The 23,311-nt window shown below is 43.2% G+C and carries 24 protein-coding genes and 2 tRNA genes; all 26 read left to right on the forward strand.

Translation table 11 applies throughout. From position 1 onward, the window contains the following. Positions 1-138 precede the first annotated feature (138 nt). Complete coding sequence (gene prtG / locus ACZ07B_RS21755) at positions 139-1,011, forward strand: sporulation-specific protease PrtG (RefSeq protein ID WP_464877672.1); 873 nt, start codon at positions 139-141, stop codon at positions 1,009-1,011. 210 nt (positions 1,012-1,221) lie between these two features. After that, positions 1,222-1,482: a biofilm formation stimulator Veg gene (veg, locus tag ACZ07B_RS21760; RefSeq protein ID WP_003218330.1), complete on the forward strand. Its 261-nt coding sequence runs from the start codon at positions 1,222-1,224 to the stop codon at positions 1,480-1,482. 159 nt (positions 1,483-1,641) lie between these two features. Further along, positions 1,642-1,827 carry a small, acid-soluble spore protein, alpha/beta type gene (locus ACZ07B_RS21765; protein ID WP_003218333.1) on the forward strand — a complete coding sequence of 62 codons (186 nt, stop codon included), beginning with the start codon at positions 1,642-1,644 and terminating at the stop codon, positions 1,825-1,827. 147 nt (positions 1,828-1,974) lie between these two features. Further along, complete coding sequence (gene ispE / locus ACZ07B_RS21770; protein WP_464877676.1) at positions 1,975-2,844, forward strand: 4-(cytidine 5'-diphospho)-2-C-methyl-D-erythritol kinase; 870 nt, start codon at positions 1,975-1,977, stop codon at positions 2,842-2,844. Positions 2,845-2,899: 55 nt separating this feature from the next. Then, positions 2,900-3,757 (forward strand): pur operon repressor, encoded by an 858-nt coding sequence (purR, locus tag ACZ07B_RS21775; protein ID WP_003218342.1) that lies wholly within the window; start codon positions 2,900-2,902, stop codon positions 3,755-3,757. Then, a complete protein-coding gene (ridA, locus tag ACZ07B_RS21780; protein WP_003226738.1) occupies positions 3,754-4,131 on the forward strand; it encodes a 2-iminobutanoate/2-iminopropanoate deaminase in 378 nt (125 codons plus the stop codon). The genes purR and ridA overlap by 4 nt, the downstream gene beginning before the upstream one ends. 194 nt (positions 4,132-4,325) lie before the next feature. Then, positions 4,326-4,619 carry a septation regulator SpoVG gene (gene spoVG / locus ACZ07B_RS21785; RefSeq protein WP_003218346.1) on the forward strand — a complete coding sequence of 98 codons (294 nt, stop codon included), beginning with the start codon at positions 4,326-4,328 and terminating at the stop codon, positions 4,617-4,619. A gap of 192 nt (positions 4,620-4,811) precedes the next feature. Further along, entirely contained in the window at positions 4,812-6,182 is a 1,371-nt protein-coding gene (gene glmU, locus ACZ07B_RS21790) for a bifunctional UDP-N-acetylglucosamine diphosphorylase/glucosamine-1-phosphate N-acetyltransferase GlmU (RefSeq protein WP_017696375.1), read from the forward strand. A gap of 22 nt (positions 6,183-6,204) precedes the next feature. Further along, entirely contained in the window at positions 6,205-7,158 is a 954-nt protein-coding gene (locus ACZ07B_RS21795) for a ribose-phosphate diphosphokinase (RefSeq protein ID WP_003218353.1), read from the forward strand. A gap of 84 nt (positions 7,159-7,242) precedes the next feature. Further along, complete coding sequence (locus ACZ07B_RS21800) at positions 7,243-7,857, forward strand: 50S ribosomal protein L25/general stress protein Ctc (RefSeq protein ID WP_029317167.1); 615 nt, start codon at positions 7,243-7,245, stop codon at positions 7,855-7,857. Between the two features lie 105 nt (positions 7,858-7,962). After that, positions 7,963-8,529, forward strand: a complete 567-nt coding sequence (gene pth, locus ACZ07B_RS21805; protein WP_003226727.1) for an aminoacyl-tRNA hydrolase — start codon at positions 7,963-7,965, stop codon at positions 8,527-8,529. 59 nt (positions 8,530-8,588) lie between these two features. Further along, a complete protein-coding gene (gene fin, locus ACZ07B_RS21810) occupies positions 8,589-8,819 on the forward strand; it encodes an anti-sigma-F factor Fin (protein WP_003243417.1) in 231 nt (76 codons plus the stop codon). Between the two features lie 69 nt (positions 8,820-8,888). After that, positions 8,889-12,422 (forward strand): transcription-repair coupling factor, encoded by a 3,534-nt coding sequence (mfd, locus tag ACZ07B_RS21815; protein ID WP_014478601.1) that lies wholly within the window; start codon positions 8,889-8,891, stop codon positions 12,420-12,422. A gap of 135 nt (positions 12,423-12,557) precedes the next feature. After that, positions 12,558-13,094, forward strand: coding sequence for a stage V sporulation protein T (gene spoVT, locus ACZ07B_RS21820; RefSeq protein ID WP_003218365.1), 537 nt, complete (start codon positions 12,558-12,560; stop codon positions 13,092-13,094). Positions 13,095-13,275: 181 nt separating this feature from the next. Then, positions 13,276-14,874, forward strand: a complete 1,599-nt coding sequence (locus ACZ07B_RS21825) for a putative polysaccharide biosynthesis protein (protein ID WP_038428268.1) — start codon at positions 13,276-13,278, stop codon at positions 14,872-14,874. Continuing rightward, positions 14,864-16,333, forward strand: a complete 1,470-nt coding sequence (yabN, locus tag ACZ07B_RS21830; RefSeq protein ID WP_464877673.1) for a bifunctional methyltransferase/pyrophosphohydrolase YabN — start codon at positions 14,864-14,866, stop codon at positions 16,331-16,333. Before ACZ07B_RS21825 ends, yabN begins: the two co-directional genes overlap by 11 nt. 2 nt (positions 16,334-16,335) lie before the next feature. After that, complete coding sequence (locus tag ACZ07B_RS21835; RefSeq protein ID WP_003226716.1) at positions 16,336-16,596, forward strand: RNA-binding S4 domain-containing protein; 261 nt, start codon at positions 16,336-16,338, stop codon at positions 16,594-16,596. A gap of 78 nt (positions 16,597-16,674) precedes the next feature. Continuing rightward, complete coding sequence (gene yabP, locus ACZ07B_RS21840) at positions 16,675-16,977, forward strand: sporulation protein YabP (RefSeq protein ID WP_003226714.1); 303 nt, start codon at positions 16,675-16,677, stop codon at positions 16,975-16,977. Further along, entirely contained in the window at positions 16,974-17,609 is a 636-nt protein-coding gene (gene yabQ, locus ACZ07B_RS21845; protein ID WP_003226711.1) for a spore cortex biosynthesis protein YabQ, read from the forward strand. The genes yabP and yabQ overlap by 4 nt, the downstream gene beginning before the upstream one ends. Before the next feature lie 17 nt (positions 17,610-17,626). Next, positions 17,627-18,004 carry a cell division protein DivIC gene (gene divIC / locus ACZ07B_RS21850; protein WP_003243211.1) on the forward strand — a complete coding sequence of 126 codons (378 nt, stop codon included), beginning with the start codon at positions 17,627-17,629 and terminating at the stop codon, positions 18,002-18,004. Between the two features lie 80 nt (positions 18,005-18,084). Then, positions 18,085-18,471 carry a S1 domain-containing RNA-binding protein gene (locus ACZ07B_RS21855; protein WP_003218379.1) on the forward strand — a complete coding sequence of 129 codons (387 nt, stop codon included), beginning with the start codon at positions 18,085-18,087 and terminating at the stop codon, positions 18,469-18,471. Between the two features lie 168 nt (positions 18,472-18,639). Beyond that, a tRNA-Met gene (locus tag ACZ07B_RS21860) sits at positions 18,640-18,716 on the forward strand. Between the two features lie 9 nt (positions 18,717-18,725). Continuing rightward, positions 18,726-18,797: transfer RNA gene (locus ACZ07B_RS21865), tRNA-Glu, on the forward strand. A 199-nt stretch (positions 18,798-18,996) separates the two neighbouring features. After that, positions 18,997-21,480: a stage II sporulation protein E gene (spoIIE, locus tag ACZ07B_RS21870; protein WP_015253002.1), complete on the forward strand. Its 2,484-nt coding sequence runs from the start codon at positions 18,997-18,999 to the stop codon at positions 21,478-21,480. 84 nt (positions 21,481-21,564) lie between these two features. Beyond that, positions 21,565-22,302: a vWA domain-containing protein gene (locus ACZ07B_RS21875; RefSeq protein ID WP_003243782.1), complete on the forward strand. Its 738-nt coding sequence runs from the start codon at positions 21,565-21,567 to the stop codon at positions 22,300-22,302. Continuing rightward, the gene (prkT, locus tag ACZ07B_RS21880) at positions 22,268-23,284 is read left to right on the forward strand and encodes a serine/threonine protein kinase PrkT (protein WP_015253001.1); all 1,017 of its coding nucleotides are present in this window, start codon (positions 22,268-22,270) and stop codon (positions 23,282-23,284) included. Before ACZ07B_RS21875 ends, prkT begins: the two co-directional genes overlap by 35 nt. Positions 23,285-23,311: the final 27 nt, after the last annotated feature.

Below are 23,311 nucleotides of genomic sequence, written 5' to 3' on the forward strand. Positions count from 1 at the left end.
ACATGGACTGCCGCTACATAGGCTAGAGAAGGACCTTTCATTCAATGATAAGAAAAAACTTGGACTCAGCGAAAAAAGGCGCTTTCTCAAGGCTCTTTCTTTCATGATGAGGCTTAGTCTATGTGTGGAGTGAGGAATGTGCAATTTCAAATAGGGGATATGGTAGCCAGAAAATCCTATCAGATGGATGTTTTGTTTCGAATTATAGGAATAGAGCAAACAAGCAAAGGAAATTCAATTGCCATTTTGCATGGAGATGAAGTCAGGCTGATTGCTGATTCGGATTTTTCTGATCTGGTAGCAGTGAAAAAAGATGAGCAGATGATGCGGAAAAAGAAAGATGAGAGCAGAATGAATGAGTCGCTCGAATTGCTCCGCCAGGATTATAAGCTGCTCAGAGAAAAACTGGAGTACTATGCGACAAGCCAATATCAGCATCAGGAGCATTATTTCCATATGCCGGGCAAAGTGCTTCATCTGGATGGCGATGAAGCATATCTGAAAAAATGCCTGAATGTCTATAAAAAAATTGGAGTGCCGGTCTATGGCATCCATTGCCATGAAAAGAAAATGTCTGCTTCTATTGAAGAATTGCTCGACAAATATCGACCTGACATCCTGGTGATCACAGGGCATGATGCGTACTCGAAGCAAAAGGGCGGTATTGATGATTTGAATGCGTACAGACATTCTAAGCACTTTGTTGAAACAGTTCAAACAGCCCGAAAAAAGATCCCTCACTTAGATCAGCTTGTTATTTTTGCGGGGGCTTGCCAATCCCATTTTGAATCACTCATCAGAGCGGGTGCGAATTTTGCGAGTTCGCCATCAAGAGTCAATATTCATGCGCTTGATCCGGTATATATCGTCGCGAAGATCAGCTTTACGCCGTTTATGGAACGGATCAATGTATGGGAAGTGCTCCGTAATACGCTGACACGAGAGAAAGGGCTTGGAGGTATTGAAACAAGAGGAGTACTGAGAATTGGCATGCCTTATAAATCCAATTAACAGTTGAAAACCTGCATAGTAGGTCTATGCGGGTTTTTTATTTTGCATAATGATACATAATTTACCGAAACTTGCGGAACATAATTGAGGAATCATAGAATTTTGTCAAAATAATTTTATTGACAACGTCTTATTAACGTTGATATAATTTAAATTTTATTTGACAAAAATGGGCTCGTGTTGTACAATAAATGTAGTGAGGTGGATGCAATGGCGAAGACGTTGTCCGATATTAAAAGATCGCTTGATGGGAATTTAGGTAAAAGGCTGACGTTAAAAGCAAACGGTGGCCGCCGAAAAACGATTGAGCGTTCGGGCATTTTAGCTGAGACGTACCCTTCTGTTTTTGTGATACAACTAGATCAAGACGAGAACTCGTTTGAAAGAGTTTCATACAGTTATGCTGATATTTTGACTGAGACTGTTGAGCTGACATTTAATGATGACGCCGCAAGCTCAGTGGCATTTTAACGGGCAGTGAACCTTTTGTTTACTGCTTTTTGTTTTGCCCTTTTTTGGTTTCCAATAATTTTAACGAAAGTTCCATCTGATTTAACAAAAGATAAAACAGTCACATATTATCGTGACGTGCACGAATGGCTATCACTTCTAAAAAAGGGGTTGTTTCGTTTGGGCAGACGTCGTGGAGTTATGTCAGATGAGTTTAAATATGAGCTTGCTAAAGACCTTGGTTTTTATGACACAGTAAAAAATGGCGGCTGGGGCGAAATTCGGGCTCGCGATGCCGGTAACATGGTAAAGCGTGCCATCGAAATCGCCGAACAGCAAATGGCTCAGAATCAGAATAACCGATAAGGATGTGACCCGGGGGACGTGCTGTTCCCCGGTTTTTTTATTTTGGATATAAATACATAATGGGCTGAATATGGATATGTTCATCCTGTACTTCAAATGTGATACAATGTTCATACTTATGTTTAGATGGAGAAGTAGGTGAAAGCTATGCGTATTTTAGAAAAAGCGCCAGCTAAGATCAATCTGTCACTTGACGTCACCCGAAAACGCCCGGATGGCTATCATGAAGTCGAAATGATCATGACGACAATTGATTTAGCTGATCGAATTGAATTCACGGAGCTTGCAGAGGATGAAGTGAGGGTTTCCTCCCACAACCGATTTGTGCCTGATGACCAAAGAAACTTAGCTTATCAGGCTGCCAAGCTGATCAAGGACAGATACAACGTGAAAAAGGGAGTTTCCATCATGATTACGAAGGTAATTCCGGTGGCTGCCGGTCTTGCCGGCGGAAGCAGTGATGCGGCGGCGACGCTCAGAGGGCTGAACAGACTGTGGAATTTAAATCTGTCTGCGGAAACGCTTGCTGAGCTTGGAGCGGAAATTGGCTCTGACGTTTCATTTTGTGTCTATGGCGGAACTGCATTAGCAACAGGGCGCGGCGAGAAAATTAAACATATCAGCACGCCTCCGCACTGCTGGGTCATTTTAGCGAAGCCGACAATCGGTGTTTCAACTGCTGAAGTGTACAGAGCCCTGAAACTGGATGGTATAGAGCATCCTGATGTACAAGGCATGATCGAGGCGATAGAAGAAAAGAGTTTTCAGAAGATGTGCAGCCGTTTAGGCAATGTGCTTGAATCTGTTACACTCGATATGCATCCTGAAGTTGCGATGATCAAAAACCAGATGAAACGCTTTGGTGCAGATGCCGTGCTAATGAGCGGGAGCGGCCCGACAGTGTTTGGACTGGTTCAGTATGAGTCGAAGGTGCAGAGAATTTATAACGGGTTAAGAGGCTTCTGCGATCAAGTTTATGCGGTGAGAATGATCGGCGAACAGAACGCTCTTGATTAAATCCGTATGTTAAGTTATATTGATCTTAAAATATTCGGATTTTGGGGGTAAGTTCATGAAGTTTCGTCGCAGCGGCAGATTGGTGGACTTAACAAATTATTTGTTAACCCATCCGCACGAGTTAATACCGCTAACCTTTTTCTCTGAGCGGTATGAATCTGCAAAATCATCCATCAGTGAAGATTTAACAATTATTAAACAAACCTTTGAACAGCAGGGGATTGGTACTTTGCTTACTGTTCCCGGAGCTGCCGGAGGCGTTAAATATATTCCGAAAATGAAGCAGGCTGAAGCTGAAGAGTTTGTGCAGACACTTGGACAGTCGCTGGCAAATCCTGAGCGTATCCTTCCGGGCGGTTATGTATATTTAACGGATATCTTAGGAAAGCCATCTGTACTCTCCAAGGTAGGGAAGCTGTTTGCTTCCGTGTTTGCAGAGCGCGAAATTGATGTTGTCATGACCGTTGCCACGAAAGGCATCCCTCTTGCGTACGCAGCTGCAAGCTATTTGAATGTGCCTGTTGTGATCGTTCGTAAAGACAATAAGGTAACAGAGGGCTCCACAGTCAGCATTAATTACGTTTCAGGCTCCTCAAACCGCATTCAAACAATGTCACTTGCGAAAAGAAGCATGAAAACGGGTTCAAACGTACTCATTATTGATGACTTTATGAAAGCAGGCGGCACAATTAATGGTATGATTAACCTGTTGGATGAGTTTAACGCAAATGTGGCGGGAATCGGCGTCTTAGTTGAAGCCGAAGGAGTAGATGAACGTCTTGTTGACGAATATATGTCACTTCTTACTCTTTCAACCATCAACATGAAAGAGAAGTCCATTGAAATTCAGAATGGCAATTTTCTGCGTTTTTTTAAAGACAATCTTTTAAAGAATGGAGAGACAGAATCATGACAAAAGCAGTCCACACAAAACATGCCCCAGCGGCAATCGGGCCTTATTCACAAGGGATTATCGTCAACAATATGTTTTACAGCTCAGGCCAAATCCCTTTGACTCCTTCAGGCGAAATGGTGAACGGCGATATTAAGGAGCAGACTCATCAAGTATTCAGCAATTTAAAGGCGGTTCTGGAAGAAGCGGGTGCTTCTTTTGAAACAGTTGTCAAAGCAACTGTATTTATCGCGGATATGGAACAGTTTGCGGAAGTAAACGAAGTGTACGGACAATACTTTGACACTCACAAACCGGCGAGATCTTGTGTTGAAGTCGCGAGACTCCCGAAGGATGCGTTAGTCGAGATTGAAGTTATTGCACTGGTGAAATAATAAGAAAAGTGATTCTGGGAGAGCCCGGGATCACTTTTTTATTTACCTTATGCCCGAAATGAAAGCTTTATGACCTAATTGTGTAACTATATCCTATTTTTTCAAAAAATATTTTAAAAACGAGCAGGATTTCAGAAAAAATCGTGGAATTGATACACTAATGCTTTTATATAGGGAAAAGGTGGTGAACTACTGTGGAAGTTACTGACGTAAGATTACGCCGCGTGAATACCGATGGTCGCATGAGAGCGATTGCATCCATCACGCTGGATCACGAATTTGTTGTACATGATATTCGTGTGATTGATGGAAACAATGGTCTTTTCGTTGCGATGCCGAGTAAACGCACCCCTGATGGAGAGTTCCGCGATATTGCTCATCCTATTAATTCAAGCACGCGAGGAAAGATTCAAGATGCCGTGTTAAATGAGTATCATCGTCTGGGTGACACTGAAGCATTAGAATTCGAAGAAGCTGGAGCTTCTTAAAAAATAACCAAAAAGCAAGGACTGCTGAAAGGGCTGACATAAGCCTTTTGCCGGCGGTCCTTTTTTAATTCTGATTTTTCAAACTTAGTTGCACTCAATAGAAAATTCTTGCACTTCATGAAGTCTCCTTGAAATCAGAAGATATTTAGGATATATTTTTCTATGGATAAAAGGGATATTGGAGGCCAATAAATGGATAAGCGGTTTGCAGTTGTTTTAGCGGCTGGACAAGGAACGAGAATGAAATCGAAGCTTTATAAAGTCCTTCATCCAGTTTGCGGTAAGCCTATGGTAGAGCACGTCGTGGACGAAGCCTTAAAATTATCTTTATCGAAGCTTGTCACGATTGTCGGACATGGTGCGGAAGAAGTGAAAAAGCAGCTTGGTGATAAAAGCGAGTACGCGCTTCAAGCAGAACAGCTTGGCACTGCTCATGCTGTAAAACAGGCACAGCCATTTCTTGCTGACGAAAAAGGCGTCACAATTGTCATTTGCGGAGATACGCCGCTTTTGACAGCAGAGACGATGGAACAGATGCTGAAAGAACATACACAAAGAGAAGCGAAAGCTACGATTTTAACTGCGGTTGCAGAAGATCCAACTGGATACGGCCGTATTATTCGCAGCGAAAACGGAGCGGTTCAAAAAATCGTTGAGCATAAGGACGCCTCTGAAGAAGAACGTCTTGTAACTGAGATCAACACCGGTACGTATTGTTTTGACAATGAAGCGCTATTTCGGGCTATTGATCTGGTGTCTAATGATAATGCCCAAGGCGAGTATTATTTGCCGGATGTCATAGAGATTCTTAAAAATGAAGGCGAAACTGTTGCCGCTTACCAGACTGGTAATTTCCAAGAAACGCTCGGAGTTAATGATAGAGTTGCTCTTTCTCAGGCAGAACAATTTATGAAAGAGCGCATTAATAAACGGCATATGCAAAATGGCGTGACGTTGATCGACCCGATGAATACGTATATTTCTCCTGACGCTGTTATCGGAAGCGATACTGTGATTTACCCTGGAACTGTGATTAAAGGTGAGGTGCAAATCGGAGAAGATACGATTATTGGCCCTCATACGGAGATTATGAATAGTGCCATTGGCAGCCGTACGGTTATTAAACAATCGGTAGTCAATCACAGTAAAGTGGGGAATGATGTAAACATAGGACCTTTTGCTCACATCAGACCTGATTCTGTCATCGGGAATGAAGTGAAGATCGGGAATTTTGTAGAAATTAAAAAGACTCAATTCGGAGACCGAAGCAAGGCATCTCATCTAAGCTATGTCGGCGATGCTGAGGTAGGCACTGATGTAAACCTGGGCTGCGGTTCAATTACTGTCAATTATGATGGAAAGAATAAGTATTTGACAAAAATTGAAGATGGCGCGTTTATCGGCTGCAATTCCAACTTGGTTGCCCCTGTCACAGTCGGAGAAGGCGCTTATGTGGCGGCAGGTTCAACTGTTACGGAAGATGTACCTGGAAAAGCACTTGCTATTGCCAGAGCGAGACAAGTAAATAAAGACGATTATGTGAAAAATATTCATAAAAAATAATCCTAAATTCGGAGGTTTATCCATGTCTAATCAATACGGAGATAAGAATTTAAAGATTTTTTCTTTGAATTCGAATCCAGAGCTTGCAAAAGAAATCGCAGATATAGTTGGAGTTCAATTAGGGAAATGTTCTGTCACAAGATTTAGTGACGGGGAAGTCCAAATTAATATCGAAGAAAGTATTCGTGGATGTGATTGTTACATCATCCAGTCTACAAGTGACCCCGTTAACGAGCATATTATGGAACTGCTGATTATGGTAGATGCGTTAAAACGCGCTTCTGCAAAAACGATTAACATTGTTATTCCTTATTACGGTTATGCGCGTCAAGACAGAAAAGCAAGATCCCGTGAGCCAATCACAGCTAAACTTTTCGCTAACCTGCTTGAAACAGCCGGTGCGACTCGTGTGATTGCACTTGACCTGCATGCGCCGCAAATTCAAGGATTCTTTGATATACCGATTGACCACTTAATGGGTGTTCCGATTTTAGGAGAATATTTTGAAGGCAAAAATCTTGAAGATATCGTCATTGTTTCACCAGACCATGGCGGTGTGACACGTGCCCGCAAACTGGCTGACCGACTAAAAGCGCCAATTGCGATTATCGATAAACGCCGTCCGCGTCCAAACGTGGCGGAAGTCATGAATATTGTAGGTAACATCGAAGGGAAGACTGCTATCCTCATCGATGACATTATTGATACTGCAGGTACGATTACACTTGCTGCTAATGCGCTCGTTGAAAACGGAGCGAAAGAAGTATATGCATGCTGTACACACCCTGTACTATCAGGCCCTGCGGTTGAACGGATTAATAATTCAACAATTAAAGAGCTTGTTGTGACAAATAGCATCAAGCTTCCCGAAGAAAAGAAAATTGAACGCTTTAAGCAGCTTTCAGTCGGACCGCTTCTGGCCGAAGCGATTATTCGCGTTCATGAGCAGCAATCAGTCAGCTATCTGTTCAGCTAAACCATTTTTCGAGGTTTAAATCCTTATCGTTATGGGTATTGTTTGTAATAGGACAACTAAAACGACAATAGGATGGTGCTGAATATGGCAACTTTAACGGCAAAAGAAAGAACGGACTTTACTCGTTCGTCTCTTCGGAATATCCGTACTTCAGGACATGTTCCAGGTATCATATATGGGAAGGATACGGGCAACAAACCTGTGTCATTAGACAGTGTGGAGCTCATCAAAACGCTGAGGGACGAAGGCAAAAATGCAGTCATTACGCTTGAGGTCAGCGGAGAAAAACACTCAGTCATGGTAACAGACCTGCAGACGGACCCGTTGAAAAATGAAATCACTCATGCTGATTTTCAAGTAGTTAATATGAGTGAGGACATTGAAGTGGAAGTTCCGATTCATCTGACCGGAGAAGCCATTGGAGTGAAAAACGGAGGCGTACTGCAGCAGCCGTTATATGCACTTACTGTAAAGGCCAAGCCAAAAGCCATTCCGCAAACGATCGAGGCCGATATTACAAGCCTCGATGTAAATGAAGTACTGACGATTGCGGATTTGCCTGCTGGCGGTGACTACTCCTTTAATCATGAATCAGATGAGGTTGTGGCTTCAATCCTTCCTCCGCAGCAGCAGGAAGCAGCTGAGGTCGATGAAGAGGAATCTGCCGATGCTCAGCCAGAAGGTGAAAACGAACAATAATAGCTTAAGGCGTAACCCTCCCGCGGTTACGTCTTTTGTGCTAGAATGAGAAGAATTATAGCCCGTTTATAAGACGGGAGTTATGTGACTAAGGGAGGATTCGCCATGCTTGTGATTGCCGGTCTCGGAAACCCGGGGAAGAACTATGAAAATACACGGCATAATGTCGGATTTATGGTGATAGATCAGCTTGCAAAGGAATGGAATATAGAGCTGAATCAAAATAAATTTAACGGATTATACGGAACCGGATTTGTTTCCGGCAAAAAGGTTCTACTTGTTAAACCGCTTACATATATGAATTTATCAGGAGAATGTTTGCGGCCTTTAATGGACTACTATGATGTCGATAACGAAGATTTGACAGTCATTTACGACGACCTTGACCTTCCTACTGGCAAGATCCGTTTAAGAACGAAAGGAAGCGCCGGAGGGCACAATGGCATCAAATCACTGATCCAGCATCTTGGTACATCCGAGTTTGACCGTATCCGCATCGGAATCGGCCGGCCTGTAAACGGCATGAAGGTCGTTGATTATGTGTTAGGCTCCTTTACCAAGGAGGAGGCACCTGAGATCGAAGAAGCGGTTGATAAATCTGTGAAGGCTTGTGAGGCTTCTTTGAGTAAACCGTTTTTAGAAGTCATGAACGAATTTAACGCAAAGGTATAAAATGTAACAACAAAGTCCATACTACACCAAAATGACTTTTTCATCAGGAGGTCCCTTGTATGGCTTTGCATTATTATTGTCGTCATTGCGGAGTGAAAGTAGGCAGTCTCGAATCTTCAATGGTATCGACAGACTCACTTGGATTTCAGCACTTAACAAATGAGGAAAGAAACGATATGATTTCTTATAAAGAAAATGGAGATGTCCATGTTTTGACGATATGTGAAGACTGCCAAGAGGCGCTTGACCGAAATCCGCATTACCACGAATATCACACATTTATTCAATAAAAAGCTTTGGTGTAGACACTAGACCAAAGCGTTTTTCTGTTCTCACAGGAAACAGAGAGGAGGGGCCATATGGACAACATTCAAACCTTTATAAAAGAAAGCGATGACTTTAAATCCATCATCAACGGTTTACACGAGGGCCTGAAGGAACAGCTGCTCGCGGGTCTGTCGGGTTCCGCGCGTTCTGTTTTTACTTCTGCTCTGGCTAATGAAACGAATAAGCCTATCTTTCTAATCACCCATAACTTATATCAAGCCCAGAAAGTAACAGATGATCTGACTTCACTTCTAGAGGATCGGTCTGTCCTTTTGTACCCCGTCAATGAACTCATTTCATCAGAAATCGCAGTTGCAAGCCCTGAATTGCGGGCGCAGCGATTAGATGTCATTAATAGACTAACGAATGGAGAAGCGCCAATTGTCGTTGCTCCGGTAGCTGCAATCAGAAGAATGCTGCCGCCTGTAGAGGTGTGGAAAAGCAGCCAGATGCTCATTCAAGTAGGCCATGATATCGAACCTGACCAGCTTGCCTCACGGCTGGTAGAGGTAGGGTATGAGCGGTCTGATATGGTTTCTGCGCCCGGGGAATTCAGTATTCGCGGTGGAATCATTGACATTTATCCGTTGACTTCAGAGAATCCGGTGAGAATTGAACTTTTTGACACCGAGGTGGATTCAATCCGCAGCTTTAATTCAGATGATCAGCGGTCAATTGAGACCCTTACCTCGATCAATATCGGTCCCGCGAAGGAATTAATTATCAGACCGGAAGAAAAAGCGCGGGCGATGGAGAAAATCGATAGTGGTCTTGCCGCGAGTCTGAAAAAATTAAAGGCTGACAAACAAAAAGAAATACTTCATGCGAATATTTCCCACGATAAAGAACGCTTGTCTGAAGGCCAGACAGATCAGGAGCTCGTGAAGTATCTCTCATATTTCTATGAAAAACCTGCTAGTTTACTAGATTATACACCTGATAATACACTTCTGATTTTGGATGAAGTCAGTCGGATTCATGAGATGGAAGAACAGCTTCAAAAAGAAGAAGCGGAGTTTATAACAAATCTTCTTGAGGAAGGGAAGATTTTGCATGACATTCGTTTGTCATTCAGCTTCCAAAAAATAGTGGCTGAGCAAAAACGGCCTCTGCTGTACTACTCTTTATTTTTGCGGCATGTACACCATACGAGCCCGCAAAATATTGTCAATGTGTCAGGCCGGCAAATGCAGAGTTTCCATGGCCAAATGAACGTGCTTGCGGGCGAAATGGAGCGTTTTAAAAAATCAAATTTCACTGTTGTGTTCTTAGGAGCAAACAAGGAACGTACACAGAAATTGTCATCTGTTTTGGCTGATTATGATATCGAGGCCGCCGTGACAGACAGCAAAAAAGCGCTTGTTCAGGGACAGGTCTATATCATGGAAGGCGAGCTCCAATCGGGATTTGAGCTGCCGTTAATGAAGCTTGCCGTTATCACGGAAGAAGAACTGTTCAAAAACCGTGTAAAGAAGAAGCCGCGAAAACAGAAGCTTACCAATGCAGAGCGCATCAAAAGCTATTCTGAGCTTCAAATTGGAGATTATGTCGTTCATATTAATCACGGGATCGGAAAATACCTGGGGATCGAAACTCTTGAAATCAACGGCATTCATAAAGACTATTTAAATATACATTATCAGGGAAGTGACAAGCTTTACGTCCCTGTAGAACAAATTGATCAGGTTCAAAAATATGTCGGCTCCGAAGGAAAAGAGCCAAAGCTGTATAAATTAGGCGGAAGTGAATGGAAGCGGGTCAAGAAAAAAGTAGAAACATCCGTTCAGGATATTGCTGATGACTTAATTAAGCTGTATGCCGAAAGAGAAGCGAGCAAGGGCTATGCGTTTTCTCCTGACCATGAGATGCAGCGTGAATTCGAATCGGCTTTCCCTTATCAAGAGACTGAGGATCAGCTCCGTTCTATTCACGAAATCAAAAAAGACATGGAAAGAGAACGTCCGATGGACCGCTTGCTGTGCGGAGATGTGGGCTACGGTAAAACAGAGGTTGCCATACGTGCCGCGTTTAAGGCGATCGGTGACGGAAAGCAGGTAGCTCTGCTCGTTCCGACAACAATTTTGGCACAGCAGCACTATGAAACCATAAAAGAGCGCTTCCAGGACTATCCGATTAATATCGGCCTTCTCAGCAGGTTCAGAACGAGAAAAGAAGCAAACGAAACAATCAAAGGGCTGAAAAACGGAACGGTTGATATCGTCATCGGGACGCATCGGCTGCTATCAAAGGATGTCGTGTATAAAGATTTAGGGCTCCTCATCATTGATGAAGAGCAGCGTTTCGGTGTAACCCATAAAGAAAAGATCAAGCAAATAAAAGCCAATGTTGATGTATTAACGTTAACAGCAACGCCGATTCCGCGTACGCTGCATATGTCTATGCTTGGCGTAAGGGACCTTTCAGTCATCGAGACTCCGCCGGAAAATCGCTTCCCCGTACAGACGTATGTTGTGGAATATAACGGCGCTCTTGTCAGAGAGGCGATTGAACGTGAGCTTGCACGCGGAGGCCAGGTCTATTTCTTGTACAACCGGGTAGAGGACATTGAGCGGAAAGCGGATGAAATTTCAATGCTAGTCCCTGACGCGAAGGTAGCATATGCGCATGGGAAAATGACAGAAAATGAATTAGAAACCGTTATGCTAAGTTTTCTTGAAGGAGAATCAGACGTTCTCGTCAGCACAACCATTATCGAAACTGGCGTGGACATCCCGAACGTCAATACGCTGATCGTATTTGACGCTGACAAGATGGGTCTTTCTCAGCTTTACCAGCTGCGGGGGCGTGTCGGCCGTTCTAACCGTGTGGCGTATGCGTATTTCACGTACCGCCGGGATAAAGTGCTGACAGAAGTGGCTGAAAAAAGGCTGCAGGCTATTAAAGAATTCACAGAGCTAGGTTCCGGTTTTAAAATCGCAATGCGTGACTTAACGATTCGCGGAGCCGGGAATCTTCTTGGTGCCCAGCAGCATGGCTTCATCGATTCGGTCGGATTTGACCTCTATTCACAAATGCTGAAGGAGGCCATTGAGGAGCGTAAAGGAGACACAGCGAAGACAGAGCAGTTTGAAACAGAAATTGATGTCGAGCTTGATGCGTATATTCCGGAAACTTATATTCAAGACGGCAAACAGAAAATTGATATGTATAAACGCTTCAGGTCTGTGGCGACAATCGAAGAGAAGAATGAGCTTCAAGATGAAATGATCGACCGCTTTGGAAACTATCCAAAAGAAGTCGAATACTTGTTTACTGTTGCAGAAATGAAAGTCTATGCGAGACAGGAACGTGTCGAGCTGATTAAGCAGGATAAAGATGCTGTCAGATTGACGATTTCTGAAGAAGCAAGTGCTGAAATTGACGGACAGAAGCTGTTTGAGCTTGGCAATCAATATGGCAGACAAATCGGACTGGGAATGGAAGGGAAAAAACTCAAAATCTCCATACAGACGAAAGGCCGTAGTGCCGATGAATGGCTCGACACCGTGCTGGGCATGCTGAAGGGCTTAAAAGATGTGAAAAAGCAAACCATTTCATCAACGTAAATTTTGTTACTCTCTGGTGTATATTACATTTGATGTGACGGATACTAATTTCAAGCGAGGCGGAAGGTACATAAAGTAACTGCTTTAGGTCTTTCCCACATGTATATACCATCAAATGAAAGAGAGGCACCAGAGATGAAAGCAACCGGTATCGTACGTCGTATTGATGACTTAGGTCGGGTCGTGATTCCTAAAGAAATTCGAAGAACTCTGAGAATCAGGGAAGGCGATCCGCTTGAGATTTTTGTAGATCGTGACGGAGAAGTGATTTTGAAAAAGTACTCTCCGATCAGTGAGCTTGGAGACTTTGCAAAGGAGTATGCAGACGCGCTTTACGACAGCCTCGGCCATTCAGTGCTGATTTGTGATCGTGATGTATATATTGCCGTGTCCGGCAGCTCCAAAAAAGATTACTTAAACAAGTCAATCAGCGAAATGCTGGAAAGAACAATGGATCAGCGCAGCTCCGTGCTTGAGAGTGATGCGAAATCAGTACAGCTTGTGAATGGAATTGATGAGGACATGAATTCTTATACTGTCGGCCCAATTGTGGCGAACGGTGATCCGATAGGTGCTGTGGTGATCTTTTCAAAAGATCAGACAATGGGCGAAGTAGAGCATAAAGCCGTTGAAACAGCAGCTGGATTTTTGGCTCGTCAAATGGAACAGTAGGTCTTATTCCTTTCTTCGAAAATAGGTATGTAAAGAACAGCTCTCCTTGGGACGCTGTTCTTTTTCATGCGTGCCGAAAAAGGAATCCAAGGGTTGGGATGTGGTATAATAACCTCGTTTTTATTTGTGCCGCGGTAATACGTGAACCGTATTGCCCCTAACGTTGGGAAGGAGCTTTTGGATGGACGATTCAATAGGCGTTAAACGGCATTGGATTTGGCAGGGGGCTTTTGTTTTAATTCTGGCAGGCGTCATCACAAAAATTTTAAGCGCTGTTTACAGAGTCCCGTTTCAAAATATTGTCGGCGATGTTGGATTTTATATATATCAGCAGGTATATCCCTTTCTTGGTATTGCGGTCATGCTGTCCACATCAGGATTTCCAGTCATTATTTCAAAGCTGATGAATGATTATAGTGAAAAAAATCATCACACCATATTAAAAATATCTGCGTTGTTTTTGTCTTTAATCGGTATTTTATTATTTCTTTGTTTATATTTGGGTGCTGTTCCTATTGCACTCTTTATGGGGGATTCGCATCTAGCCGTGTTAATTCAAGTGGCCGCATACGCGTTTCTGCTTTTCCCATTTGTCGCGTTGCTTAGAGGCGGTTTTCAGGGGCGGCACGAAATGCTCCCTTCAGCCTTATCACAGATGACAGAGCAGTTTCTGCGTGTTGCAGTGCTCTTGGGTTTATCATTTTGGCTCGTGAAAAAGGGAGCCTCGCTTTATACTGCGGGAGCGGCAGCCGCTTCAGGCTCTCTTGCCGGAAGTTTGGTTGCATTGATGATACTGGGGTTTTTTTGGTTTAAAACGAATAGAGACAACCAAACGGATAGGCAAAATGAAAATGTCATCACAACAAAAGAATTGACGAAAAAACTGCTTTTATATTCGGTTACAATTTGTGTAAGCAGTTTGCTGCTTTTGTTTATCCAGCTTGTTGATGCTTTGAATTTATATGCATTGCTTTCGGGTGGTGAGACAAGCGAAGAAGCAAAACGCCTAAAGGGGATCTATGATCGGGGACAACCCTTGCTGCAGCTCGGTTCAATTTTCGCGGTAAGCATTGCGACGTCACTCGTTCCGTATATTTCTATGGCTGTAAAAAACAATGAGCTGAAGATCATGAAAGAAAAAATCACGTCATCTTTGAAACTATGCCTTGTGCTCGGTACAGGAGCATCGGCTGGGTTGATTTGCATTCTAAAGCCGGTAAATATCATGCTGTTTCAAAATGGAGAAGGGACAGGTGCGTTACAAGTATTTAGCTGCTCCATTTTGTTTGCATCTATGGCGGTAACGGCAGCGGCAGTCTTACAGGGAGCGGGGTACACAGTTTTTCCAGCGATAGCGGTGGGCGCGGGTGTTGCGGTGAAATGGGTGTTAAACACACTTTTGGTTCCGCGCTATGGGATTGAAGGCGCATCGCTTGCGACAGCTGCTTCCTTTGCGGCTGTCGCCGGCCTTAACTTGTATCAGCTTCGGCAAAAGGAATGGCTCGATAAGCTTAGAGGCGTTTTGATTCCGATTATTGGATCTGCTCTTTTGATGTCAGCTGTTTTGCTTGCGTATACGCGTCTCTGGACTTTCTTGTTTCCTGCAACAGGAAGAGGAGCGGCTGTGATTGAGAGTCTTTCTGCTGTTGCCATTGGTGGCGCGGTGTTTATTTATTGTATGATGAGATTGGGAATATTTACAGATGAAGAGCTGAACAGTGTGCCATTCGGCAGCAAGTTAAGCAAATTCATGAGAAGGAGAGAACAAAATGGCGGGTAAAATTACAGTCGTCGGACTTGGTGCCGGAGACATGGACCAATTGACAATTGGTATACACAAGCTGCTGACGAAGGCAGATACGCTGTATGTCAGAACCAAGGATCATCCTTTAATTGAGGAGCTTGAAAAAGAAACGAAGAACATCCGTTTCTTTGATGATATATATGAGAAACATGATCAGTTCGAGGCGGTATATGAAGAAATTGCGGATACCCTCTTTGAAGCGGCGCGGCGTGAGGACGTGGTTTATGCTGTGCCGGGACATCCGTTTGTCGCAGAAAAAACAGTTCAGCTGCTGACGGAGCGGCAGGAAAAGGAAAACGTTCAAGTGAAAGTCACGGGGGGACAAAGTTTCCTTGATGCCACATTCAATGCCTTGCAAATTGACCCGATTGAAGGTTTTCAATTTGTGGATGCCGGCACATTGTCTGCGGATGAGCTTGAGCTCAGACATCATCTGATCATATGTCAGGTTTACGACCAAATGACGGCTTCTGAAGTCAAGCTGACATTGATGGAGAAGCTGCCTGATGATTATGAGGTCGTCATTGTGACTGCAGCAGGCAGCCGTGGCGAGGAGATCAGGACAGTGCCATTATTTGAGCTGGACCGCAATGTCGCCTTGAACAACTTAACAAGTGTGTATATTCCGCCGATTAAAGAAGAGAAGCTGCTTTATCACGAATTCTCCACGTTCCGAAGCATCATCAGAGAGCTTCGCGGACCTAATGGATGTCCGTGGGATAAAAAGCAGACGCATCAGTCATTAAAGCAGTACATGATTGAAGAATGTTATGAGCTTCTCGAAGCTATTGACGAAGAAGACACAGACCATATGATCGAAGAGCTTGGCGACGTTTTGCTTCAGGTCTTGCTTCACGCGCAAATTGGTGAAGATGAAGGTTATTTCACAATTGATGATGTCATAAAAGGAATCAGTGAAAAAATGGTCAGAAGACATCCCCATGTGTTTAAAGATGTTAAGGTTCAGGATGAAAACGATGTTTTGGCCAATTGGGAAGATATAAAAAAGGCCGAAAAAAATACGTCTGAATCATCGTTACTAGACAGCGTACCGAAAACCCTTCCAGCTCTTTCGAAAGCTGCTAAATTGCAGAAAAAAGCAGCGAATGTCGGTTTTGACTGGGAAGACGTCAGCGATATTTGGGAAAAGGTAAGTGAGGAAATGAAGGAATTTTCTTCTGAGGTTTCTGAAGCTCCTCACGAACACAATCTTAAAGCTGAGTTTGGCGACATTTTGTTCGCGCTGGTGAATGTAGCCCGCTTCTACAAAATAGAGCCAGAGGAAGCGCTGACCATGACTAATGACAAATTCCGGAGACGGTTCTCGTACATTGAGGAAACAGCGAAGGAAGAGGGAGTCGAGTTGGCTGATATGTCCCTTGAGGACATGGACAAACTGTGGAATGAAGCAAAAGAAACTGAGAGGAGATCATAGATATGAGATTAGATAAATTTTTGAAAGTATCACGGCTGATCAAACGGCGTACACTAGCGAAGGAAGTAGCTGACCAAGGACGAATCTCTATTAACGGAAACCAAGCTAAAGCAAGCTCTGACGTAAAACCGGGAGATGAACTAACGGTCCGCTTCGGCCAAAAGCTTGTAACGGTTCAAGTTAATGAATTGAAAGACACGACGAAAAAAGAAGAAGCTGCAAACATGTACACGATTCTAAAAGAAGAAAAACTCGGCGAATAGGCTTGTTCTAAAAAAATCCCCTACCTCATACAATGCAGTAATAATGCTAAAAGTATCGAGGATATGGGGGCTGAATAGATGAATTCATATTATGATCAAAAAGGTTCTTCGTCTGTTCCGGAACAGCATGATGTGACAATGAAAGGCCGGAAGCATTTAGATATTTCTGGGGTTAAGCATGTGGAGAGTTTTGATAACGAAGAATTCCTGCTGGAAACGGTGATGGGAATGCTCTCCGTCAGAGGCCAAAACCTGCAGATGAAAAATCTTGATGTGGAAAAAGGGATTGTTTCGATTAAAGGCAGGGTATTTGATTTAGTGTACTTAGACGAACAACAAGGGGATAAAGCTAAAGGGTTTTTTAGCAAGTTGTTTAAATGACGCTGACGACACAATTCTATACAATGCTGGCGATGTCCGGTATGGGTCTCTGGCTTGGTGCTTCGCTTGATACATACCGGCTCTTTGTCATTCGTGCCAAAACAGCCAGATGGCTATTATTTATTCATGATATTCTTTTCTGGATTGTGCAAGGGCTGCTTTTCTTTTATGTCTTGCTTCATGTAAATGAGGGAGAATTCAGGATTTACATCTTTTTAGCGGTTCTGCTGGGCGTTGCGACGTATCAGAGCCTTTGCAAACGAATCTATATAAAAATACTGAAATTCGTCATTTATCTTGTTGTTTCTGTTTATCAATTCTTCAAAAAACTCATTCAGCACGTGTTATTTCGTCCTATTGTGTGGACATGCGGAGCGATCATCTGGATGGCGGCATTTTTATTCAAGAAAACATACAGCCTGATAGGTTTTCTCCTGCTGTGTCTATATAAAATAGTCATGGTTCTGTGTTTTCCGATCCGTTTTATCGCGAAACAATGTTTGAAACTTCTTCCTGTAAAAATGCGTCTAACTTTTAGACGTTATTTTGAAAAAGGTGCAGGATTTCTCAAAAAGAAGAAGAAACTATTGATAACCATAAGAACGACCATTACACGGTTTTTGAAGAAATGAAAGGAGGACCGTCTGGTTTGAATTTTTCCAGGGAACGAACGATAACTGAAATACAAAACGACTATAAAGAACAAGTAGAACGGCAAAATCAGCTGAAGAAACGAAGACGCAAAGGGCTGTACAGACGGTTAACTGTATTCGGCGCCCTAGTATTCCTGACGGCAATTGTGCTGGCAAGCTCTGTATGGTCCCAAACATCTTCCCTTAGTGCAAAAGAAGAAAAGAAAGAACAGCTTGAAAAAGAACTCAAAAGTTTAAAGACAAAACAAACGGATTTAAAAGAAGAAATATCCAAATTGAAGGATGAGGATTACGTCACAGAGCTTGCCAGAAGGGACTTATTCATGTCTGGAGACGGAGAAATTATCTTCAATGTGGAGAAGAAGAGTAAGTAGCCTTGTTGACACTTAAATTTTTATTTAGGTATAATTAAGCAAACGATCTTTTTATAAGCCTAAGGAGGAGCACTTTTTTTATGTCGATTGAAGTTGGCAGCAAGTTGCAAGGGAAAATTACAGGTATTACAAATTTTGGAGCATTTGTTGAATTGCCTGGAGGCTCAACCGGTCTCGTTCACATTAGTGAGGTAGCTGATAATTATGTCAAAGACATTAACGACCACTTAAAAGTCGGCGACCAAGTTGAAGTGAAAGTCATCAACGTTGAAAAAGACGGGAAAATTGGTTTATCTATTAAAAAAGCTAAAGACCGTCCGCAAGCCAGACCTAGAAATGATTTCCGTCCGAAAGAATCTTTTGAACAGAAAATGAATAAGTTTTTAAAAGACAGCGAAGATCGCTTGTCATCTTTAAAACGCAATACGGAATCAAAACGTGGAGGGCGCGGAGCAAGAAGAGGATAACTTGCTGCTTTCTATAAAATAAATGAAGCATCCGTTCATCCCGACGGATGCTTTTTTATTATCCTCATTCTCTTTAAGAGTCAGAAAATTACAACATTAAAGTTTCTGTTGACGAAAGAGACAAACCTTTGTATTATATAACTTGTGCTTAGAAGCACAAAACAATATGGCGGTGTAGCTCAGCTGGCTAGAGCGTACGGTTCATACCCGTGAGGTCGGGGGTTCGATCCCCTCCGCCGCTACCATATTTGTTTGGCCCGTTGGTCAAGCGGTTAAGACACCGCCCTTTCACGGCGGTAACACGGGTTCGAATCCCGTACGGGTCATCCTAAAAAATCGGTTTCTCTTGCAGAAGCCGATTTTTTTCATTTTTAGACAACATTCCAGAAATTCTTTTCATAAACGAATATCAAGGCAGAAACCGTCGAAGATTTCTTTGGTATTGTTACCTTCTTTTGACAAAATCCTATCTGTGCTTTCGCTATAATGACAGGCAACGAATATAACAGGTGGGAGATGAGAGGAATGGAAAAAGCAGAAAGAAGAGTGAACGGGCCAATGGCGGGACAAGCTTTGGAAAAACTCCAATCGTTTTTTAACAGGGGCACGAAGCTGGTGACTCATCATTTGCATTCACTGTTTTTCTATAAAGGATTCATTTATGTTGTTATCGGATTTTTGCTTGGACGGGCTTTCATATTATCCGAGGTGCTTCCTTTCGCACTTCCTTTCTTTGGAGCGATGCTTCTCATCAGAAGAGACAAAGCGTTTTATGCGGTTTTGGCTGTGCTTGCAGGTGCGCTGACCATATCTCCAAAGCACTCATTGCTCATACTGGCGGCATTGCTGGCATTCTTTGTATTTTCTAAAGTGGCTGCCTTCATTACCGACGATCGTGTAAAAGCACTCCCGATTGTCGTGTTCTTCTCGATGGCTGCAGCAAGAGCCGGGTTTGTTTATGCCCAAAATGGCGTATTTACAACCTATGATTATGTAATGGCTATCGTTGAGGCTGGACTGTCGTTTATCTTAACACTGATTTTCCTTCAGAGCCTTCCGATTTTTACTGTGAAAAAAGTGAAACAATCATTAAAAATAGAGGAAATCATTTGCTTTATGATTCTTATTGCCTCTGTTTTAACGGGGCTGGCCGGCTTGTCCTACCAAGGGATGCAGGCAGAACATATATTGGCTCGTTATGTTGTATTGAGTTTTTCCTTTATTGGCGGAGCAAGCATCGGCTGTACGGTTGGTGTTGTGACCGGCCTGATTCTTGGCTTGGCGAATATCGGAAACCTATATCAAATGAGTCTGCTTGCTTTTTCCGGTTTATTGGGCGGTTTGCTGAAGGAAGGAAAAAAAGCGGGTGCAGCAATCGGTCTGATCGTTGGATCACTTCTTATATCTTTATATGGTGAAGGCTCTGCCGGTCTGATGACCACGCTCTATGAGTCATTAATCGCAGTCGGCCTGTTTTTGCTCACACCTCAATCTATTACAAGGAAAGTGGCGAGATATATTCCGGGAACTGTCGAGCATCTTCAAGAGCAACAGCAATACGCTAGAAAAATCCGTGATGTCACTGCTCAGAAGGTAGACCAGTTCTCCAATGTATTTCACGCGCTGTCTGAAAGCTTTGCAACCTTTTACCAAGCATCAGACGAACAGACAGATGACAGCGAAGTTGATCTGTTCTTAAGCAAAATCACGGAGCATTCCTGTCAGACGTGCTACAAGAAAAACAGGTGCTGGGTACAGAACTTTGATAAAACATATGATTTAATGAAACAAGTTATGCTTGAAACAGAGGAAAAAGAATATGCATCAAACCGAAGGCTGAAAAAAGAGTTTCAACAGTATTGTTCTAAATCCAAGCAGGTTGAAGAGCTGATTGAGGATGAGCTCGCACATCATCATGCCCATTTGACACTCAAGAAAAAAGTCCAAGACAGCAGGCGCCTTGTTGCTGAACAGCTTTTAGGCGTTTCTGAAGTCATGGCCGACTTTTCTCGGGAAATAAAAAGAGAGCGAGAACAGCACTTTCTGCAGGAAGAGCAAATCATAGAGGCGCTTCAACATTTCGGAATTGAGATTCAGCATGTCGAGATCTATAGTCTTGAACAAGGAAATATCGATATTGAAATGACCATTCCGTTCAGCGGACATGGAGAAAGTGAAAAAATCATTGCCCCTATGCTGTCTGACATTCTGGAAGAACAAATTCTTGTGAAAGCCGAACAGCACTCTCCGCATCCGAATGGATACAGCCATGTCGCCTTTGGATCAACAAAATCATACAGGGTGTCCACGGGAGCTGCTCACGCTGCGAAGGGCGGCGGCCTTGTCTCCGGCGACAGCTACAGCATGATGGAGCTTGGAGCCAGAAAATATGCTGCAGCAATCAGTGACGGAATGGGCAATGGCGCAAGAGCGCACTTTGAAAGCAATGAAACGATCAAGCTTCTTGAAAAAATCCTTGAATCGGGAATTGATGAAAAAATAGCAATTAAAACGATCAACAGCATACTGTCTCTAAGGACAACTGACGAAATATATTCCACGCTTGACCTGTCTATTATCGATCTTCAAGATGCCAGCTGTAAATTTTTGAAGGTTGGATCGACGCCTAGCTTTATCAAACGGGGTGACCAGGTCATGAAAGTTCAAGCGAGCAATCTGCCAATCGGTATTATTAATGAATTCGATGTGGAGGTTGTGAGTGAACAGCTGAAAGCGGGTGACCTCTTAATTATGATGAGCGATGGCATTTTTGAGGGGCCTAAGCATGTGGAAAATCACGACTTATGGATGAAACGTAAAATGAAAGGGTTGAAAACAAATGACCCGCAGGAGATTGCCGATTTGCTTATGGAAGAAGTCATCCGCACAAGATCCGGCCAAATTGAGGACGATATGACTGTTGTTGTTGTCCGGATTGATCACAATACACCGAAGTGGGCATCCATTCCTGTTCCGGCAATCTTTCAAAACAAACAAGAAATTTCATAACGCTTCCGTATAAATCAAATTTCTTCTGGCGAAGATGGGAATATATGAATCTGAGAATCCTCGTATTCTCCAGGAGGAATGAATGTGAACAACGGACATTTAAATCAAATTTTGCTGATAACGGATGGCTGCTCAAACCATGGGGAAGACCCGCTTGCAATGGCTGCTTTTGCTAAAGAGCAGGGGATTACGGTAAATGTCATTGGTATAATGGAAGAAAATCAAATTGACCCTGAGGCAATGAAGGAAGTCGAAGGGATTGCACTTGCCGGAGGAGGCGTGCACCAAGTCGTTTATGCATCTCAGCTTTCACAAACTGTTCAAATGGTAACAAAAAAAGCGATGACGCAAACCTTACAAGGTGTAGTCAATCAAGAACTGAAACAGATTCTCGGAAAGAATGTGGAAATGGAAGAGCTTTCCCCGGAAAAACGCGGCGAAGTCATGGAAGTGGTAGACGAGCTTGGAGAAACGGTGCATCTTCAGGTTTTGGTTCTTGTTGATACAAGTGCAAGTATGGCGCCAAAGCTTCCAACAGTAAAAGAGGCACTGATTGATTTGTCTGTAAGCCTCAATTCTCGAATCGGGAATAACGAATTTGCGATGTGTATATTTCCCGGGAAAAAACAAGAGGTCGAGCTTGTGCTGAACTGGACACCGAAGCTGCAATCTCTTTCCACACTCTTTGCAAAGCTTTCGACAGGCGGCATCACGCCGACAGGTCCGGCAATTCGTGAAGCGACACTGCAGTTTGAAAAAATACGCTCAAGAAGGGGCATGCTGGCAGATGATGAACGACGCTTTGACGAGTTTGGCATGTAGCCTCAAGCCGGGTACGACAATCAAAGGCAAGTGGAATGGAAACACTTATACATTGCGTAAACAGCTTGGTAAAGGGGCCAATGGAATTGTGTATTTGGCAGAAGCATCAGATGGACATGTTGCCTTAAAGGTGAGTGATGACAGCCTGTCTATTACTTCTGAAGTGAATGTCTTGAAATCTTTCTCAAAGGCCCAGTCCGTTACGATGGGGCCTTCTTTTTTTGATACGGATGATGCTTATATTCCCGGTACCAATACGAAAGTTTCATTTTATGCAATGGAATACATAAAAGGGCCGCTGCTTTTGAAGTATGTCAGTGATAAAGGAGCAGAGTGGATACCTGTATTAATGATTCAGCTGTTATCCAGCTTATCGGTGCTTCACCAGCAAGGATGGATATTCGGCGATCTTAAACCTGATAATCTGATCGTAACTGGTCCGCCCGCAAGGATCCGCTGCATTGATGTGGGCGGCACGACAAAGGAAGGCCGGGCGATAAAAGAGTATACGGAGTTTTATGACAGAGGCTATTGGGGGTATGGAACAAGGAAGGCAGAGCCATCCTATGATCTGTTCGCAGTTGCCATGATTATGATCAACAGTGTGCATAAAAAAGAATTTAAGAAAACGAACCAGCCCAAAGAACAGCTTAGGTCTCTCATCGAAGGAAACCCGCTGCTTCAAAAGTATAAAAAAGTGCTTTTTTCAGCCTTGAACGGAGATTATCAATCCGCAGATGAAATGAAAAAGGATATGCTAGACGCGGGGCAAAAAGCAGCACAAAGAAAACAGCCTATAAAAGCATCACCGCAGCCTGCCACACGACAAAGACAGCAAAAACCGCGCCAAGGAAAAATAACGAAGACGCGATATACCCCAAAACAGAAACCAGCTAAGTCAGGGGGGTTATTTGAAACAACGCTGATCGTGATCAGTGTTTTAGCGCTTTATTTCGCCTATATTATCTTTTTCTTAATCTGAATGGTGCAAACTGCAGAGCCTATGCTT

Source organism: Bacillus sp. 9.4, assembly GCF_055486415.1.